Origin of the sequence: Leeuwenhoekiella aestuarii (genome assembly GCF_004104055.1) — a bacterium.
GTDB classification, from domain to species: Bacteria; Bacteroidota; Bacteroidia; order Flavobacteriales; family Flavobacteriaceae; genus Leeuwenhoekiella; species Leeuwenhoekiella aestuarii.
The window spans coordinates 600,809-618,365 of sequence record NZ_QOVJ01000003.1; the positions used below are offsets into that span (position 1 = coordinate 600,809).

The 17,557-nt window shown below is 36.6% G+C and carries 19 protein-coding genes; 8 read left to right on the top strand and 11 right to left on the bottom strand.

The annotated features are described in order from the left end of the window. Positions 1-35 precede the first annotated feature (35 nt). Complete coding sequence (locus DSM03_RS11520) at positions 36-2,015, top strand: LysM peptidoglycan-binding domain-containing protein (protein WP_128760665.1); 1,980 nt, start codon at positions 36-38, stop codon at positions 2,013-2,015. Positions 2,016-2,018: 3 nt separating this feature from the next. Beyond that, positions 2,019-2,423: an OsmC family protein gene (locus DSM03_RS11525; protein WP_128760666.1), complete on the top strand. Its 405-nt coding sequence runs from the start codon at positions 2,019-2,021 to the stop codon at positions 2,421-2,423. Positions 2,424-2,502: 79 nt separating this feature from the next. Here the strand turns inward: DSM03_RS11525 and rplT are convergent, their stop codons facing one another. From rplT to DSM03_RS11575, 10 genes are all read right to left on the bottom strand, one after another. Continuing rightward, the gene (gene rplT / locus DSM03_RS11530; RefSeq protein WP_128760667.1) at positions 2,503-2,847 is read right to left on the bottom strand and encodes a 50S ribosomal protein L20; all 345 of its coding nucleotides are present in this window, start codon (positions 2,845-2,847) and stop codon (positions 2,503-2,505) included. 109 nt (positions 2,848-2,956) lie between these two features. Then, on the bottom strand, positions 2,957-3,154 hold the full coding sequence (gene rpmI / locus DSM03_RS11535; RefSeq protein ID WP_009780460.1) for a 50S ribosomal protein L35: 198 nt from the start codon (positions 3,152-3,154) through the stop codon (positions 2,957-2,959). A gap of 118 nt (positions 3,155-3,272) precedes the next feature. Beyond that, the gene (gene infC, locus DSM03_RS11540; RefSeq protein ID WP_128760668.1) at positions 3,273-3,824 is read right to left on the bottom strand and encodes a translation initiation factor IF-3; all 552 of its coding nucleotides are present in this window, start codon (positions 3,822-3,824) and stop codon (positions 3,273-3,275) included. A gap of 22 nt (positions 3,825-3,846) precedes the next feature. Next, a complete protein-coding gene (gene thrS / locus DSM03_RS11545) occupies positions 3,847-5,793 on the bottom strand; it encodes a threonine--tRNA ligase (protein ID WP_128760669.1) in 1,947 nt (648 codons plus the stop codon). Between the two features lie 81 nt (positions 5,794-5,874). After that, positions 5,875-7,209: a DUF58 domain-containing protein gene (locus tag DSM03_RS11550; RefSeq protein WP_128760725.1), complete on the bottom strand. Its 1,335-nt coding sequence runs from the start codon at positions 7,207-7,209 to the stop codon at positions 5,875-5,877. 5 nt (positions 7,210-7,214) lie between these two features. Then, positions 7,215-8,258, bottom strand: a complete 1,044-nt coding sequence (locus DSM03_RS11555; protein ID WP_128760670.1) for an AAA family ATPase — start codon at positions 8,256-8,258, stop codon at positions 7,215-7,217. Between the two features lies 1 nt (position 8,259). Further along, complete coding sequence (locus DSM03_RS11560) at positions 8,260-9,480, bottom strand: DUF4350 domain-containing protein (protein ID WP_128760671.1); 1,221 nt, start codon at positions 9,478-9,480, stop codon at positions 8,260-8,262. After that, positions 9,477-10,223 carry a DUF4129 domain-containing protein gene (locus DSM03_RS11565; protein WP_128760672.1) on the bottom strand — a complete coding sequence of 249 codons (747 nt, stop codon included), beginning with the start codon at positions 10,221-10,223 and terminating at the stop codon, positions 9,477-9,479. The genes DSM03_RS11560 and DSM03_RS11565 overlap by 4 nt, the downstream gene beginning before the upstream one ends. After that, positions 10,216-11,076 carry a YciC family protein gene (locus DSM03_RS11570; protein WP_128760673.1) on the bottom strand — a complete coding sequence of 287 codons (861 nt, stop codon included), beginning with the start codon at positions 11,074-11,076 and terminating at the stop codon, positions 10,216-10,218. The genes DSM03_RS11565 and DSM03_RS11570 overlap by 8 nt, the downstream gene beginning before the upstream one ends. Continuing rightward, on the bottom strand, positions 11,073-12,044 hold the full coding sequence (locus DSM03_RS11575; RefSeq protein WP_128760674.1) for a stage II sporulation protein M: 972 nt from the start codon (positions 12,042-12,044) through the stop codon (positions 11,073-11,075). The genes DSM03_RS11570 and DSM03_RS11575 overlap by 4 nt, the downstream gene beginning before the upstream one ends. 120 nt (positions 12,045-12,164) lie before the next feature. On the opposite strand from DSM03_RS11575, the gene DSM03_RS11580 reads away from it, so the two are divergent. From DSM03_RS11580 to DSM03_RS11590, 3 genes are read left to right on the top strand one after another with little or no spacing between them, the layout of a single operon-like run. Then, the gene (locus tag DSM03_RS11580; RefSeq protein WP_128760675.1) at positions 12,165-12,887 is read left to right on the top strand and encodes an RDD family protein; all 723 of its coding nucleotides are present in this window, start codon (positions 12,165-12,167) and stop codon (positions 12,885-12,887) included. Next, entirely contained in the window at positions 12,888-13,517 is a 630-nt protein-coding gene (locus tag DSM03_RS11585; protein ID WP_128760676.1) for a trimeric intracellular cation channel family protein, read from the top strand. Between the two features lie 29 nt (positions 13,518-13,546). Further along, positions 13,547-14,089 (top strand): pyridoxamine 5'-phosphate oxidase family protein, encoded by a 543-nt coding sequence (locus DSM03_RS11590; protein ID WP_128760677.1) that lies wholly within the window; start codon positions 13,547-13,549, stop codon positions 14,087-14,089. A 35-nt stretch (positions 14,090-14,124) separates the two neighbouring features. On the opposite strand, the gene DSM03_RS11595 is transcribed toward DSM03_RS11590, so the two are convergent. Then, positions 14,125-14,850 carry a peptidylprolyl isomerase gene (locus DSM03_RS11595; protein ID WP_128760678.1) on the bottom strand — a complete coding sequence of 242 codons (726 nt, stop codon included), beginning with the start codon at positions 14,848-14,850 and terminating at the stop codon, positions 14,125-14,127. A gap of 2 nt (positions 14,851-14,852) precedes the next feature. Between DSM03_RS11595 and DSM03_RS11600 the strand changes: the two genes are divergently transcribed. The 3 genes from DSM03_RS11600 (at position 14,853) to DSM03_RS11610 (ending at position 17,516) form a co-directional block, all read left to right on the top strand. Beyond that, positions 14,853-15,494, top strand: coding sequence for an NUDIX hydrolase (locus DSM03_RS11600; protein WP_128760679.1), 642 nt, complete (start codon positions 14,853-14,855; stop codon positions 15,492-15,494). Between the two features lie 69 nt (positions 15,495-15,563). Continuing rightward, positions 15,564-16,367 carry a lysophospholipid acyltransferase family protein gene (locus DSM03_RS11605; RefSeq protein ID WP_128760680.1) on the top strand — a complete coding sequence of 268 codons (804 nt, stop codon included), beginning with the start codon at positions 15,564-15,566 and terminating at the stop codon, positions 16,365-16,367. A 210-nt stretch (positions 16,368-16,577) separates the two neighbouring features. Beyond that, the gene (locus DSM03_RS11610; protein ID WP_128760681.1) at positions 16,578-17,516 is read left to right on the top strand and encodes a serine hydrolase; all 939 of its coding nucleotides are present in this window, start codon (positions 16,578-16,580) and stop codon (positions 17,514-17,516) included. Positions 17,517-17,557: the final 41 nt, after the last annotated feature.

The window sequence follows — 17,557 nt, forward strand, 5'->3', positions numbered from 1 at the left end:
AGTTTTATGAGGTATTGGTTTAAAAAATAACCACAATGAAAAACATCACCATTTTATTCGTTTTTATATTTGTTGTATTCAGTTGTTCAAGTATAGGTCAACAAAAATATGCAAGTCATCAGGTGCGCGATGGCGAGACTGTTTCCAGTATTGCTAATAAGTATAATGTTACTGTTTATGAGATTTATCGCTTAAACCCTGAAGCTAAGGGAAATCTATATCCGGGATTGGTGCTTATCCTTCCGGGAGGTAAATCTGTTCCTGGTGGTTCAGAAATAAGTGCTGATGGCAAATTTATATTGCATACAGTAGCAAAAGGGGAGACTTTGTATAGTCTTTCAAAAAAATATGATATTTCAGAATCTGAGATAAAACGCTACAATAAGCATTTGTATAGTGCCGAATTGAGAAATGGTGAGATTGTAAAACTTCCTAATACAGAAACAGTAGTTATTGATGAGACGGCTAAACCTGCTATTACTAATAGAAAACATATTGTTAAGCCTAAAGAAACTAAATATGGTTTAGCTTCAATGTATGGAATTACCATAGAAGAGCTTGAGATGATGAATCCCGGTATTGAAGACGGTTTGCAGATAGGTGATATTATCAATGTGCCAGATAAATCTTATGCAAAAGATGCGGTTTTAGAAGATAGTAGATTTGGATTTTATGAGGTAAAGCCAAAAGAGAACTTGTTTAGACTAACCCAAAGATGGGATATGACAGAAGCAGAATTGATGACGCTTAATCCCGCTCTTGAAGATGGTCTTAAAAGTGGAATGATTCTTAAATTACCCAAATCTAAATTGGGTGCTGAAACAGCTGTAACTGTCAACGGTGGTGCAATAAAGCTTGCTGATAATTTGACAAACAAGTCAACCAAGAATATTGCGTTGATGCTTCCTTTTAATCTAGGTAGAACAGAAATTGATACGGCAGATGTGCGTAAATCTGTAATTAAAAAAGATCGGGTAATGAATATCGCCTTAGACTTTTACAGCGGTGCTCTTATGGCGATAGATTCTGCTAAAGCGTTAGGTATTTCTTCAAATCTTTATGTCTACGATACGCAATATGCACGAGGCGACGGTAAAGCGGGAAATGATCGTAAGATTGAAAATCTAATCAACAGCAATGACTTTTCAAAAATGAATGCTGTTGTAGGTCCGCTTCTTACTTCAAACGTAGAAAAGGCAAGTCAGCTTCTTAAAGGTCGTTCTGTTCCAGTTGTGTCTCCTATTGTTCCTAATGTAGCGATGAGTTCTAATATGTTTCAGTCCAGACCAGATGATGAGATTTTAAAACAAGAAATGCTTCGGTACATAAAATTACAGGGTAAAGGCAAGAATATTGTTGTTATCGCTGATTCAAAAAACCAGAGTATTAAGAATAAGATTTTAGCCATGTATCCTGATGCTAAGGTTGTATTTCCTAAATCATCAGATAATGGTTCGTATTTGAGAGCTAGTGATCTTACGGCAAAATTATCTCAAACTATAGATAATTGGGTTATTCTTGAGACTAACGATATTGCTTTAATTAGTAATGTAACAACGAGTTTATCAACACAAATATCAGAGAATAGAAAGATCACCTTGATGACTACCAATAAGGGTTCAGCTTATGAAAGTGATGATGTTTCTAACATTACGTTGATGAAGCTGAACTTTCACTTTCCTTCTGTAGACAGGGCTTACGGTGCTGGTCAAAAGTCGTTTATTGATGCTTACGAAAGAAAATACGGTTATGTTCCTAGCAGTTATGCAGTAAGAGGTTATGACATAACATTTGATACTTTATTGCGATTAGCCGCATCAGAAAGTTTATATGATGCAGCAGATGCAGGATATAGTACTGAGTATGTTGAGAATAAATTCAATTATATTCAGGATCCGGTATCAGCAGGGTATTTTAATACAGCTGCATATATTTTAAAATATGGTCAGGATCTGGAAGAAATAGTAGTTGAAATTCCTACTAAATCTTCATCATCTTTATTTTTAAAAGATTAAAATATGACTAGTAAAGTTGTTTATTTAGGTGATCTAAGAACAGAATGCGAGCATCTTAAATCTGGTGATAAATTTATTACGGATGCTCCAATTGATAATAATGGTAAGGGAGAAGCTTTTTCTCCTACAGATACAGTTGCTACTGCATTAGCGAGTTGTATGCTTACAGTAATGGGTATAAAAGCAGCGCAGTTAAACGGAGTAGAGCTTAAAGGTTCATCTGCATCTGTGACTAAAATAATGAATGCAGAACCCCGCAGAATCGCTCGTATAGAAATTGAATTAAACTTGCAAGGAGTTCATAATGATAAAGATCGAAAGATTCTTGAAAACACAGCTAAAACGTGTCCTGTTTTAAATAGTCTGCATCCTGATATGGAAAAAGCGGTAAGCTTTAACTGGAAGTAATTTAAAATGAAAAAGCCCGATCATTTGATCGGGCTTTTTGTTTATAAGCGGAGTATTGTTAATTAATTAGGCGTTAGCCTTATTTTACTTTACTTACGATTGCTTCAAAAGCTTCTGGGTGATTCATTGCTAAATCTGCTAATACCTTACGGTTAAGTTCGATGTTTGCAGCTTTAACTTTACCCATAAACTGTGAATAAGACATTCCATGCATGCGAGCACCCGCATTAATACGAGTAATCCATAGTGCACGGAAATTTCTTTTCTTTTGACGACGGTCACGGTATGCATAAAGCATAGCCTTTTCAACCGCATTTTTTGCAACTGTGTAGACGTTTTTACGTCTTCCAAAGTAACCTTTGGCTTGCTTCATTACCTTTTTTCTACGGGCTCTTGAAGCAACTGAATTTACTGATCTTGGCATAATTTAATTGTTTTTGTAGCAGGCGGGTGACAAGCACCACTTTTAAAACTCTTATATTTTCGTTTTGCCCAACTCCAGGGTTTATAAAATAATTTAACCGGTTACGTATTTATTTAAGACGTAACATGATTTTCACGTTGTTCTCGTCAGCTTTGTGTACCAAAGTATCGTGAGTTAACGCTAGCTTACGTTTCTTAGACTTTTTAGTCAAGATGTGACTCTTAAACGCGTGCTTTCTTTTGATTTTACCAGTACCTGTAAGCTTAAAACGCTTTTTAGCACTGCCTTTTGTTTTCATTTTAGGCATAATTCCTAGTTTATTTAATTATTCCGCTTATTATTGTTTGTCTTGATTTTTTACTATCAAAACAATCCCGGCCTTTTAAAAAAGGTCGGGATTTATAGTTTAAAAAGCTGTTAGGCTTTTATTTTGTTTTCTTAGGTGCAAGAAACATAATCATACGTTTCCCTTCTAATTTAGGCATTTGCTCAACTTTACCATATTCTTCAAGATCTTGTGCTAAGCGAAGTAGCAAAATCTGACCTTGATCTTTGTAAATAATTGAACGCCCTTTAAAGAAAACATAAGCTTTTAGCTTTGCTCCTTCTTCAAGAAACTTTAGAGCATGTTTCTTTTTAAACTCGTAGTCGTGATCATCTGTGTTAGGACCAAATCTAATTTCTTTAACGACAACTTTAGACGCTTTAGCTTTTATTGCTTTTTCACGCTTCTTTTGTTCGTAAACAAATTTCTTATAATCCATCACCTTACAAACAGGTGGTTCTGCATTAGGAGAGATCTCTACTAAGTCTAGTTCTTGCTCTTGAGCGATGTCAAGTGCTTTGCTAGTAGGGTATATCCCCATTTCTACATTATCACCTACAAGGCGTACTTCACGAGCACGAATTTTTTGGTTGATATTGTGTTGGTCTGTCTTCTGGACTCTTGCCGGTCCTCTTGATCTTTTTCTACGTATTGCTATGGCTATATAATTTTAATTAAACTTCAAATTTCTTTAGTGTCTTAGAGATTTCAGTATTGATGATTTGTGCAAATTCTGCAACTGTCATCGTTCCCAAATCCTCTCCACCATGTTTACGTACAGAAACCGTACCATCATTGGATTCTTTTTCACCAATTATAAGCATGAAAGGAGTTTTTTGCATTTCTGCTTCTCTAATCTTCCTTCCCATAGTTTCTCCACGATCATCAATCGTGGCGCGAACTTCGTGATTTTCAAGCAAAGTTAATACATTTTGTGCGTAATTCTCATAGTTTTCACTGAGTGTTAACACACTGGCTTGTACTGGCATAAGCCACAATGGAAAGTTTCCGCCGGTATGTTCTAATAAAATAGCAACAAAACGCTCCATACTTCCAAAGGGTGCACGGTGTATCATAACCGGGCGATGCTCCTCATTATCACTGCCTTTATACGTTAGTTCAAAACGCTCAGGAAGGTTATAATCTACCTGAATTGTTCCTAACTGCCAGCTTCGACCTAATGCATCTTTTACCATAAAGTCTAGCTTAGGGCCGTAAAAAGCGGCTTCTCCAGTTTCTACAACATAGTTAAGATTTTTAGCTTTTGCTGCATTTATGATTGCGTTTTCGGCTTTTGCCCAATTTTCATCAGAACCGATGTATTTCTCTTTGTTTTCAGGATCTCTTAACGAAACCTGAGCTGTAAAATTTTCAAAACCTAAAGAACCAAATACATAAAGTACCAGGTCTATTACTTTCATAAATTCTTCATCGAGCTGATCTGGAGTACAAAAGATGTGTGCATCATCTTGAGTAAACCCACGCACACGTGTAAGTCCGTGAAGTTCACCGCTTTGTTCATAACGGTAAACCGTGCCAAATTCTGCAAAACGCTTTGGTAAATCACGGTAACTCCATTGATTTGCATTGTAAATCTCACAGTGATGCGGACAGTTCATAGGTTTCAATAAAAACTCTTCGCCCTCAGCAGGAGTACTTATTGGCTGAAAACTGTCTTCACCATATTTGGCATAGTGACCAGAAGTAACGTACAATTCTTTTTGACCAATATGTGGCGTAACCACCATCTCGTATCCTGCTTTTTTCTGAGCAGCTTTTAGAAAATTTTCTAAACGTTCACGCAAAGCGGCACCATTAGGCAGCCATAATGGCAGACCTTGACCTACTTTTTGAGAAAAAGTAAACAGCTGAAGTTCTTTTCCTAATTTTCTATGGTCTCTCTTTTTAGCTTCTTCAAGAAGCTCTAAATATTCTTTTAGGTCTTTTTGCTTTGGAAATGAAATACCGTAAACACGTGTAAGTTGTGGTTTATTTTCATCACCGCGCCAGTAAGCACCTGCAACACTCATCAACTTAACTGCTTTTACAAAACCGGTATTGGGTAAGTGTCCACCTCGACATAGATCTGTAAACGTATCATGGTCGCAAAAGGTGATTGTACCATCCTCAAGGTTTTCTATCAATTCAACCTTATATGGATTTTCTTGTTTTTTGTAAAGGTCGAGAGCATCTGCTTTAGAAATGCTACGCATTGAAAATTCATGTTTTCCTCTGGCAATTTCAAGCATTTTATCTTCGATCTTTTTGAAGTCATTCTCGCTTAACGAGCGATCACCAAGATCTACATCATAGTAAAATCCTTTATCAATGGCCGGTCCAATGGTCAATTTAACCGCTGGATATAATTCTTCTAAAGCTTGCGCTAAAATGTGAGCAGAAGAGTGCCAGAATGCTTTTTTACCTTCATCATCATTCCAAGTGTACAAAACTAAAGAACCGTTTTCGGTAAGCGGGGTCGTGATTTCTATGGTTTGCTTGTTGTATTTTGCAGAAATAACATTACGCGCAAGTCCTGCGCTTATGCTGTTTGCAACGTCAAAGGGTGTTGCTCCGTTTTCAAATTCTTTTACGCTGCCGTCTGGCAAAGTAACTTGGATCATAATAAAAATTTAGGCTGCAAAGATAAGGGCTTTCGGGAGAAATTGAATATTGAAAATTCAAAATTTCGGGGTATTTAAAACTTAAATAATTCCCCGTGCTTTTATCTCCAGATATTTATTGATTGTTTTTACAGAAAGATCTTCAGGTTTGGTTAAAACGGCTTGTATACCATGCTTCTCAAGTTCTTTTACCATAAGCTTTTTATCATAATCCATTTTCTGAGCAATGGTTTTATGATAGATTTCTGGAGTGCTGGTTGCTTTTTTTGAAATCAGATTGTCGAGTTCTGTATTTTCAAAAATGATGACAACCAAGACATGTTTTTGGGCAAGACCTTTTAAATAGGGGAGTTGACGCTCTAAAGCACTCAAGTGTTCAAAGTTAGTATACAGCAATAAAAGACTTCTATGTGTGATTTTACGTTTTACTTCAGCATACAATCTACCAAAATCACTATCTAGAAAATTAGTTTTAATTGAATATAAAACCTCTAAAATTGTATTGAGATGTGTCTTTTTGCTACTTGCAGCAAGATGATTATGAATCGTGTTACTGAATGTCAATAAACCGGTTTTATCATTTTTTTTTAATGCAATATTACTAAAGGCCAAAGCACTATTAATGGCATAATCTAGCAAGGTTAAGCCTTCAAAAGGCATTTTCATCACCCGGCTGGCATCTATAATCGAATAAACAGGTTGAGATTTTTCGTCCTGAAATTGATTAACCATCAAATTTCCGCGTTTTGCCGTGGCTTTCCAGTTAATTGTGCGTACATCATCACCACTTACATATTCTCTGATTTGCTCAAATTCCATAGTGTGACCTATACGGCGAATCTTCTTAAGACCAAATTGTGTCAGTTTATTGTCAATAGCCAGAAACGCATATTTTTTCATTTGTATAAAAGAGGGATAGACTTTTACTGTCTGATCTTTTCCAAAAGAAAATCTGCGTTTTACAAAATTGAACGGAGAGCTCACATATATATTCAATTTACCAAACGTGTAAACTCCACGATCAACAGGTCTTAATTGATATACAATCGATTTTTTAGTTCGCGCCGGAATACTTCCCGATTTGAGAAAATCTCGTTTTTGAAATTGTACCGGAATTTCATCAATGATGTTGTAAGCGATTTTAAAACCATATTTGTTCTGAATACTCAGTGGTACTTCATTGAGATCACTATTTGAGAATTTCTCTGGTAATTCCCGGGTTGCAAGAATGCCATCTCTCTTTTTGAATAATAAAATGCTGTCAAAAACCGCAGCAATAGCTAAAAGAAACAACCCAACTAAAGCGACAGGATATAACACATGACTCCAATATGAAAATAAAAAAAGCACAATAAGAACGGCAAGTACGTAGAATACACGTTTACCTAAATACAGACTTTTTATGAAGTTTATAATGCGCACTAGCGAGGTACTTCTACAGATTGAACAAGCATCTCAATAACGGTTTCTGGCGTCATACCTTCCATCTCACGTTCTGGAGAGAGAATGACACGGTGTCTTAAAACAGGAGTTACGGCTCTCTTTACATCTTCCGGGGTCACAAAGTCCCGACCATTTATGGCTGCAAATGCTTTAGCCGAATTCATAATGGCTAAGGAAGCACGAGGCGAACCTCCTAAATACAAATGTGGATGTGTTCTGGATTTAACCGTAATTGAAGCGATGTAATTCAGTATTTTTTCTTCTACCAGAATCTGATGGGTTTGATCGCGATATTCCTGAAGTTTTTCTGGTGATAGAATAGCGTTTACAACTTCCATCTGTGAACCCTTTATATCATTCTGACTTTTAAGAATTAAGATTTCATCTTCAAGATCAGGATATTCAACCTTTATTTTAAATAGAAAACGGTCTAGTTGTGCTTCAGGCAGGGCATAGGTTCCTTCTTGTTCAATGGGGTTTTGCGTTGCCAAAACCATAAAGGGTTTTTCTAACTCATATTTATGACCGTCTATGGTGATCTGGCGTTCTTCCATCACTTCAAAAAGAGCAGCCTGTGTTTTTGCCGGAGCCCTATTGATCTCATCTATCAATACAATGTTTGAGAAAATAGGTCCGTATTTAAACTCAAAATCGCTGGTTTTCATATTGAGCACCGAAGTTCCTAAAACATCACTTGGCATCAAATCTGGCGTAAACTGAATGCGACTAAAAGCGGTATTGAGTGTTTTTGCAAATAACTTGGCCGTAACGGTTTTTGCAATTCCCGGAACACCTTCAATGAGAACGTGACCGTCTGTTAGTAAGGCTACAATAAGTAGTTCTATAAACTCGTGCTGACCCACAATCACCTTTGCGAGTTCAGCTTTCAATGCATCTACACTTTTGCGTAAATCTTCCAGCGGAATTCTATTTTGAAACTCGAGATTTTCTGAAGGTTCAGGCGACGTTTGCGGTTGCTCCTGATTCAAATTTAAGTTTTCCTGATCTTTATGTTCTTCCATCTTAATGGCTGTTTTTAAATTTTTCGATTAGCGAATTCAGCTTGATCAATTCGTCTTCGGTGACGACTGCTTTCTGTCTAATCGTTATGGTATAATCTATAAGGTTTTTTACTGTTGCTTGCTCAATTCCGCTTTTTGTAGCTAGCTTCTCAATAAATGCCGAATCTCTGCGATCTGTAGCTAGTGTATAAGTGCTTCTGATGTGCTCTAGCAAATGATTGATCTGGTGCATCGCAATCTGGCGATTGTCTTTTTTATCGAGATACATTCCTGCAATCGTGCGCGTGTAATCGAGTGTTTGGTTGGGTAGTGGTTTAATTACCGGAATGCTGCGTTGCTTGCGTTTTCCTTCAAAATAAATCCATATCAAAGCGCCCATTAAGAGGGTGTACCACGACCATTTTAAATACTTGTTTGTGAGTATTAAATAGAGTGGAGAGACCGCTGTGGCTTTACTGTTTTTGTAATGCTGATCCAGATAGATCTTTCCTTCTTTAGGAAGGTAAGACAAAGCTTTAGCCGTATAACTCGCATTGAGACTGTCTAGCATAAACACATTGGTAAAGCCTTCGGGAAAAGTATTGAGAATGACTGTGCCTTTTCTGTACGGAGTTTTGATGAAATTGACTTTAGGCTCCAGAATTTTTGTAGAATCATTGTTTCTGATAAGATCATAAACACCTAGAATTGTGGTTTGGGTAGTGTCTATCTGATCAAAATAAACTGTGCCTACATCTTTATTCAAGCGATAAGGTTTTGAGGCCTTTAAAGATGGATTACTGAGGTTTGCTAACGGACGTTTTTTGAGTTCGCTGGTTTCCGAAAGATATTCTGTATTTAGACATAAACTATCCAGAATTGTTTCGCTAATTGCTTTTGAAGCAACAAACAGCGTATTTCCTTTAGCTACCCAATCTAAAATTTTGGCGCTTTCTGAAGCGTCATTATAAACGCTTGAATTGAGAAAAAGATACGTGCCTTCAGGTGTATCTGTAGAATCTAGCAAAAATTCAAAAGGTGGAATATTAACGTCTTCTAAACGCTCTTCATCAATAATTGAAGGAAGCTGATCGTAAAAAACATATGTACCAAATGGAATTTTATCTTGCTTTCCATAACCGGGGAACCAGTTTACCGGTTCGGGTTGTGTGGCTTCGCCAATAATTAGAAGCGAGAGAAAAACCACCAGAAGAACCGCCATTATTTTGTAACGTTTACTCATAACGTGGCGGTGATTTGTTTAAACTCTTTTTCTGCTTTTAAAAAATCGGTTTCATTCACATCAAAATTGCCGTACCAGATAAAATCATAAATACGGGTAAGTTTGGTAAAGTCATTGCGTAGACCTTCACTTTTAATTTCATAAACATAATCGGCATTCGTTTTTTGAACCTGCCAGTCTATAATATCCTTTTTTGATAATTTTTGAAGTACCAATAAATAGTAAAAACGAACCGCAAGACGGTAGTTGTTTTCGTGAAGTGCCTGGGTGATTAAGCTTTCTATATCATGGGTCTCTATGATATCCTGCTCATCAGAAAGAATCACTTTATTAAGTTCTGCATTTTTAAGAGGAGAACCTCCCAGATCAATTCTCAAGAAAAGCCATATTAAAAATACAAGAACTCCCGCAATGAGTAGGTAAGGTAAAGCTTTTACTAAAAACCCCAGAATTCCCGTAGCTTCATTTCCCTGAAGAATCCAGTTTATAAAAGAATTCCATACTTCATTGATCCAGTTTTTAAAACGTGTCCAAATGTTATCTGGTGGAACAAACTCAACATAATCAAAAGCTTCGTCTTGTTTTAATTCTTGTATAGCTTGATCATCAAACTGCAATGGGGTAATAGCACTTTTATCATATTGAACTTCCTGAATAAATTCAGTAGAATCAATACTTACCGTCTGGCAAATACAACCAAAAGAATATAGAAAAACGAATATGTAAATCAGGTTTCTAATCATTGCCAGAACCTATACTTTCTATAGTTTCAAAAGTTCCGGTTTGATTCTTTTTTTCATTCAAATTGAAATAAATAAAAGCGATCGCTATTGCGAAAATTCCTGCTAAGATGTATTGAACAGCAGAGGAGAGTACATTCAATAAAACATAAACCCAATCAAACATACTAGACATATCTCCCTGAGATATTTGTTCTGCGGAAGCAAAACCTTTACCAACGGTATAAATAAGTGCAGGTATAGAGAAAACCATGTTGGCAATCCACATTAATAAGCCTAAAATAAACATAGTGGCAAAAGTGATCCACCATTCGTTTTTAACCAATTTAAAACTATCTGAAATAGAATCACCTACAGATTGATTTTGGAAGACCAAGATCGCCCAGGTTAATGATAACGGAACAGCAACATATACTCCTGGGAAAAAGCAAAGCATAAAACCAAAAAAGATCATTATTGCAATTAGAAATGTAAGACCGGTCAAATTTCCTAAATCCTGACGCACTAATACTTTAAGTTCATCCTGATCAACAACGCCTTGGTTTTTGATATATAGTTTAATAAAGTTGAGTACCGTTCCATAAAGAACTCCATAATAAAAAAACACAGCAATGAATAAGCCTATTAAAGGCAGTATAATATTTGCAGCGTTAAACATATCATTGCTAAACATGTCAAAATCTGTAGAGATCCCTGTATAGTAGGCGGATATACCTATTAAGATTAAAAAAGGTATTGCAGCGTTGCGCAGTAAAGCTTTAAATAAAGGTTTGTATTCCAGACGGAGAAATTTAAATGTGTCTGTAATTATCTCTCCTAATTCACGTTGTTTTTTAAAAGTGATCAGTTCTTTCATTTAATGGATGTAGTTGTTTTTTTATAAGCAATTCTTGGGTATACGACGTAGTAAAACAGAATTAGTAACAAAGAAATACTAATAATTAAAATAGCAAGCCAGTCTGGCATTTCGGTATGGCGGGTTACAAAACCTTCCAGAAAACCCGCAATAATAAAAAACGGAATGGTACTCACCACAATTTTGAGTCCGTCTCTCATACTGCGTTTAAAAGATTCGAGTCGGGTATAGCTTCCCGGAAATAAAATTCCATTTCCTAAAACCAATCCCGCAGCACCCGCAATAATGATTACTGAAATTTCAATAGTACCATGAATCCAGATCGTACGTACAGATTCCCATAATAAACCTTTATCGTAAAAGAAATATTGAAAAGAGCCCAGCATCACGCCGTTTTGCATCATCATATAAAGCGAACCAATGCTAAAAAGTATTCCCAGAATAAATGCCATAAGGGCAACTCTGATGTTGTTTACGGTAATACCCATAAACATCTCTACTTCGTTCATTTCTTTGTAAACACGCATCGGGTCGTTATTCTGAATATTCTCTAAAGTCATATTGACGTAACCATCACCCAGAATACTGCGCACATAAGCCCCATCGGTTGCAGCACTATAAGCACCAATGATGCAAAAAATCAAAAAAGTAGCAAAAGAAAGTAATAATTGTTTTTGATATTTATACATCAAAATTGGGAACTCTTCAGTAAAAAAAGTGATGAACCTGCGGCTAGACTCGCGTTTAGTCTTATAGATCTTTTGATGTGATTGAGACGCCAGATAATTGAGATACTGCGTAGTTTTGCTTTTTGGGTAAAAAGTTTTTGCATAACTCAGATGATCTGTAACCTCAAGATACAAGGCAGATAACTCGTCTGGAGATAAATCAGATTGATTACCTTCCAGAACGTTTTCAAATCTTAACCATTTATCCTTATTTTGCTTCACAAAAGCCGCCTCGCGCATGGTCTGGTTATTCGTTTAATTAATCAGGTTCGATTCCCTGTTTAGCGATGTGTAGTTTAATTTTTTAGAGATAAACTCTAAATTCTAAAATCCTACTTAATAGGTAAAGAAAAAGAATTCATGGATAACTTTCAAATTGAAACCGCACAAAATGTGAGCATTCAGCAACAGGTTGCGGGAATAGGGGATCGCATATTGGGATACCTCATTGATTTATTGATATTAGGCGGTTACTGGATCGCTTCAATCTTTTTAGTAACCGCTTTTGGATTAGATTCTAACGAAGGTTCTTCAATCAATATTTATTTTATGATTATCGGGATTCCTTCGTTTTTATACTTTCTCTTTTTTGAGGGATTCTGGGACGGTCGCACACCGGGTAAAGCAGCATTGGGTTTACGGGTGGTAAAATTAGACGGCTCAAAACCAGGCTTTGGAAGCTTTTTTGTGCGTTGGATTATGCGTGTGATCGATGTGACCTTAACTACAGGCGGCGTTGCTGTTTTTACCATTCTTTTAAATGGAAAAGGTCAGCGTTTAGGAGATATAGCTGCTGGAACCACAGTTGTGACCGAGCGTAAAAAAGTGCGTTTAAGCCACACTATATTAGAAAACATAGCTGAAGATTATATACCAAAATATCCACAGGTAACCGTTTTTACCGATGCAGATATACAGAAAGTTAAAACGGTTTACAGTGATGCTAAGCGCTACTCTAAACACAAGGTTATTTTGAAGCTGAGCGAAAAACTTGCTAAAACGATGCAGGTTACACCAGAAGAAACACCGTTTACATTTGTAGATCGTGTTCTTAAAGATTATAACTACTACACTCAGAAATAAATGGAAAGTATTGCAGACATCATCGATATTTTAGGTACAATTGCTTTTGCGATTTCTGGGGTGATTACCGCAACAAAAAAGCGGATGGATCTTTTTGGGATTCTCATCATTGCGACTGTAACTTCAGTAGGTGGTGGCACACTAAGAGATCTTCTCATTGGTAAATCACCGGTTACATGGTTACTCAATTCAACCTTTGTTTATATTATCGTGATCACCACCGTAGTGGGTATTATCTTTAGAAAACAACTACGTTATGTACGCCGGTCTTTATTTTTGTTTGATACCATAGGTATTGCTTTGTATACTATTACCGGTGTAGAAATAGCACTTTTGGTAAATTTAGATCCTGTTATTTGTGTGGCTTTGGGTACGATAACGGCCTGTTTTGGAGGTGTGATTCGTGATATTCTGTGCAATGAGATTCCTGTTATTTTTAGAAAAGAAATCTATGCGAGTGCTTGTATAGCTGGAGGGTCTTTATATGTGATTTTATATTCTTCTGGTATATCTTCTGGTATAAATGCCGTAGTTTCAGGTTTTGTAGTTGTCCTGATCAGAACACTTGCAGTGATCTATGAGTTGCAATTACCTTCAATTTATAGCAAGGCAGAACGTTATCAAAACTAGCATTTTCGGTATTATTTAATTCAAGAATTATGGGAAAACAACTTCCGCAGCTAACAGACAACTTAAAGGAATTCATCAGCAATCAAAAAATATTCTTTGTGGGTACTGCGGCAGAAACGGGTCGTGTGAATGTATCACCTAAAGGGATGGCAACTTTTTATATTCTCAACAAGCAGGAGGTTTTGTGGCTTAATATGACCGGTAGCGGTAATGAGACTGCTGCTCATATGCTTAAAGATCCCAGAATGACCATTATGTTTTGTTCATTTGATAAGAATCCGTTGATTTTAAGGCTGTATGGCAAAGCCGAAGTCTTTCATGAACGAGATGAGGCTTTTGGTGAATACATCACTCATTTTGAAGAAACTGCCGGAGCTCGTCAAATTTTTAAATTGAATATTGACCTAGTGCAAACTTCTTGTGGTTTTGGGGTTCCTTTTATGGAATATATCGGCGAGCGCGAGACCTTAAAAGTCTGGTCAGAGCAAAAAGGTGAGCGTGGTATAAAAGAATACTGGACCGAGAAAAATCAAACCAGTCTCGACGGATTAGAAACCGGGATTTTTAAATAAAGATCCCAACTGAATTATTTTATTTAAAAACAAGATTATTTAATCAACTCGGCCTCCAGATAGACATTTTCAATAGGCCATTCATTGTCGTCTGTTTTTAGTTTGTTTATTTCGTCAACAACATCCATTCCTTTAATTACGCGTCCAAAAACAGTATGTTCACCATCCAGATGATGTGCGCCGCGCTCTGGGACCACAATAAACCATTCAAAGGGAGAAGAAGCATCGCTTATGTTTTGCTCTAGATATTTTGCAGCAGAGAAAGCTCCGCGTACATGTGTGTGATTAGAGCTAGCTTCATTGGGTATTAAATAATTACCGATTCGTTGACGTTTTTTGGGTGTTTCGTAGCCATCACTGTTACCGCCTTGTACGACAAAATCCAGTGCGTTTCTATGAATCATCGTATCATCAAAATATCCCTGTTTTACCAGTAATATAAAATTTGCCCTATGCAACGGTGTATCTCTGTAGAGTTGAATTTCAATATTACCAAACTTGGTTTTGATGCGTACACGCGTCTCGGGATTCTTCTTGCCATATTCTGTTAAAAAGGGAATAAGCTCTGCCTGAGATTCAATAATTGATCCTGCTTTCTTTTTTAATTTCTCATTTTCGGCTTTTGCTTTTTGCTCTGGAGTGCTATCTGCAACTTTCTCAACGGTTTGTGGTTCGGTTGTTTTTTGTTTTGATTTTTTATCTTCACAGCTGGCTCCGGTTAATACCAAGACGAATAATACTAAAATAACAGAGATACGCATAAATGCAGTTTGAAGAGTTTTTAAAACGAATGCCAAAATTAAGCAATTTGACCTTATTGGGACAAGAGGCTCAATTCTTAATGGCTCCTGATGAACGCATACGTGCGTTAAAAGATATAGATATTGAGGCAAAAAATCCCAGATGGGCAGGAGTGATGGCTGTATTTTATCCTAATGGATCAGGAGATACGATGCTGGTTTTAATTCTGCGAAAAACCTATAAAGGTGTACATAGCAATCAGGTAGGTTTTCCTGGAGGAAAGGTAGAATCTTTTGATGCATCATTAGAGGAGACCGCTTTACGCGAAACCGAAGAGGAGATAGGAGTAGATCGTAATACCATCGAAGTAATCAAAAAATTGACAAAAATTTACATCCCACCCAGTAACTTTTGGGTTCAACCCTATATAGGGATTGTGCGATCTAAACCAACTTTTACAAAAGAAGAAGCAGAGGTCGAAGCGATTCTTGAAGTTCCTTTAAAAGAGTTTTTAGATGATAAAAAGGTGATCAAACAACGTATAGATACTTCTTACGGTACTATGTTAGAAGTACCTGCTTTTTATCTTGCAGAGCGTGTAGTATGGGGCGCAACAGCAATGATGCTTAGCGAAGTTAAGTGGGCGCTTCAACAATTAGATTGAGTTTCGGTATATAATTTGAAGTTTTAATTTTATATTTCACAATTATCCTTTCATTACGTAATAAAAACTATGGGACTTTTAAAAAACAATCCGTTTGGGCATTATGACTTCATCAAGAAGTGGCTTATCCGTATTGCTGGTGCGATGTCACACAGACGCTACCGAGGTTTTAATGCACTGCAAATTGAAGGTTCTGAAATTATAAAAGAATTGCCCGGCACAAATGTGCTATTTGTATCGAATCATCAAACTTATTTTGCTGATGTTGTGGCGATGTTTCATGTGTTTAACGCGAGTTTAAGCGGTAGAGTAGATAGCATAAAAAATGTAGGGTATTTGTGGCAACCTAAACTCAATATCTACTATGTAGCTGCAAGTGAGACGATGCGTAGCGGGATATTACCGCGTATTATGGCTTATGCCGGTGCGGTTTCGGTGAGTAGAACCTGGCGTTCAAAAGGAAAAGAAGTAGACCGGCCTGTGAATCTTAGTGATACAGAAAATATAGGTATTGCGTTGCACGATGGTTGGGTAATTACATTTCCACAGGGAACTACAAAACCCTGGAAACCCATTCGTAAAGGAACTGCACACATCATTAAGCAATATAAACCGGTCGTTGTACCTATCGTTATTGATGGGTTTAGACGCTCTTTTGATAAAAAGGGTATTCGTATCAAAAAACGCGGTATTCTTCAAACTATGGAAATTAAAAAACCACTGGATATTGATTATGAAAACGATTCTGTTGAAGATATTGTAGAAATGATCGAGTACGCCATAGAACAACATCCCTCCTTTTTAAAGGTTATTCCGCAAGAAGAATTACAGAAAGAGGAAGAACTCAATCAAACAAGACGTTGGGATTACTAATCAACAAGTTAGATTTTTTAGACTTTATCTTCTGCATCAAAAAGATTTAAAACTAATTTCTCTTTAACATTTCTTTGGCATAAGACTTGCAACTAATTCAATTAAAGAATGTTAAATATTGATTTTGACTTGATTTTTCTTTAACCTTTGCATACTATTATTGTAAATATTGCGTTAAACCCCAAAATTAAGCACACCCAAAAATTGTCTATGAAAAAAATAAATTTGTTAATCCTATTGCTATTAGTAGCGATAGCTTCAAAAGTAACTGCTCAAGAACTTCCATTTAAAGATTGTATTGATGCCCCTTTGGAAGATTTTAATAGTTCGGTTTTAACTTCTCAATTATATTCTCAGATTTCCAAAGACCCTACCATGAAGCGTCTTGTTGACCAAAAGAAAATGGCTGTAGGTATTGTGAGTCTCGATGATCCTAATGCGATTCAATATGCCGGTCTCAATGGTGAAGAAATGATGTACGCTGCGAGTTTACCTAAAATCGCTATTCTTCTTTCTGCGATGGATGCTATTGATAAAGGAGAATTGAAGGAAACTGCAGAGATCAAAAAAGATATGTGGTTGATGATTAGTAAATCTAACAACCAAGCTAGTACGCGTATGATAGATCGTCTAGGATATGATAAAATATCTAGTGTATTACAAAGCGATAAATATAAATTATACGATAAAGCTCACGGTGGTGGTTTATGGGTAGGTAAGCGTTATGCTGCTGCCGGTGAACGTAGACCAGATCCCATTAAGGGATTAAGTCACGCTGCTACAGCAGAACAGGTTTGTAGATTTTATTACAAATTAGTTACCGGTAAATTAGTAAGTCCAGAGCGTTCTAAAGCAATGCTTGATATTATGGAGAATCCTTCTTTACACCACAAATTTGTAAATACGCTAGAACGTATTGCGCCAAATGCACGTTTGTTTAGAAAATCTGGTTCTTGGAAACAATACCACTCCGATTCTATTTTGGTTTGGGGAGACAATGGTCGTAAATATATTCTTGTAGCTTTAGTTGAAGATCCTAACGGAGAACAAATTATAAGAAATTTAGTATTTCCTGTAGAGAAAGCTATCCAAAAATCTCGAACTTTACTCGCAAGTGCTACAAAAGGCGCTGGCAGTTTAGGTGATTAGGAAATTTCTAAAAAAGACGTTTAATATAAGAGATGGTGAAA